Source organism: Nonomuraea basaltis (assembly GCF_005893125.1).
Lineage (GTDB): Bacteria > Actinomycetota > Actinomycetes > Streptosporangiales > Streptosporangiaceae > Nonomuraea > Nonomuraea basaltis.
On the sequence record NZ_VCJS01000595.1, the window covers coordinates 1 to 980 of the forward strand.

A 980-nucleotide genomic window follows, 5' to 3' on the forward strand; every position below is an offset into this window, starting at 1 on the left:
CTAGGGCGTGTCCCGTGGATCTTTGATGGCAGTTTGGTGTAGATCTTCCGTGTGGATGAGGAGCGTCTGAGTCGTCATGATCTGACGGATGAGGAGTGGGAACGGCTGGTGCCGCTGTTGCCGGTCAATCCTCGGCAGGGTGGTCGATGGGCCGATCATAGGACCGTGATCAATGGGGTGTTCTTCCGGGTCCGGACCAACATCACCTGGCGTGATCTGCCGTCTTGTTACGGGAACTGGAAGACCGTCTATAACCGGCATCGTCGCTGGTCGATGGATGGCACCTGGGAGAAGGTCCTGGATGGGTTACGGGCCGGCTGTGATGCGGCCGAGGGGGCGGACTGGACGGTGAGTGTGGATTCCACCGTGGTGCGCGCCCATCAGCACGCCGCCGGAGCTCGCCAGGTGCCGCCGGCCGACTTCCCGGTAAAGGGGATGCCGTAGATCACGACTCGGTGAAGGGGCGGGAGGCGCTGGGCCGCTCGCGGGGCGGGTTCAGCACCAAGATTCATCTGGTCGCCGATCGGCGTTGCCGTCCGATCGCCACGCTGATCAGTCCTGGCCGGCATGCCGACAGCCCGTACTTCCGGCGGGTGCTGGAACGGGTCCGGATCGTGCGTCGCGGTCTGGGTCGTCCGCGTAAGCGTCCTGGGCGGGTGTTGGCCGATAAGGCGTACTCCTCGCGGGGTAACCGTGCCTACCTGCGGCGGCGCGGTATCAAGGCGGTCATTCCGATCAAGAAGGATCAGCGCGCCAACCGTCTCAGGCAAGGCCGCAGGGGCGGGCGACCGCCCGGCTTCGATGCCGAGCGGTACAAGGAGCGCAACACCGCCGAGCGATGCGTCAACAAGCTGAGGGGCCACCGTGCGGTAGCCCTGCGCACCGACAAGCGCGCGCGGATCTACCAGGGCACCATCGACGTTGCCTCGATCAGGATCTGGCTCCGCGACCCGACTTAATGATCCACGGGACACGCCCTA

Annotated in this window: 1 protein-coding gene; it reads left to right on the top strand. The window is 65.2% G+C overall.

What is annotated here, in order from left to right:
* The first annotated feature begins 66 nt into the window (after positions 1–66).
* A protein-coding gene (locus EJK15_RS69575; protein WP_206062404.1) for an IS5 family transposase occupies positions 67–959 on the top strand; the annotation gives its coding sequence in 2 pieces (ribosomal slippage) (positions 67–414 and positions 417–959; 891 coding nt in all).
* Positions 960–980: the final 21 nt, after the last annotated feature.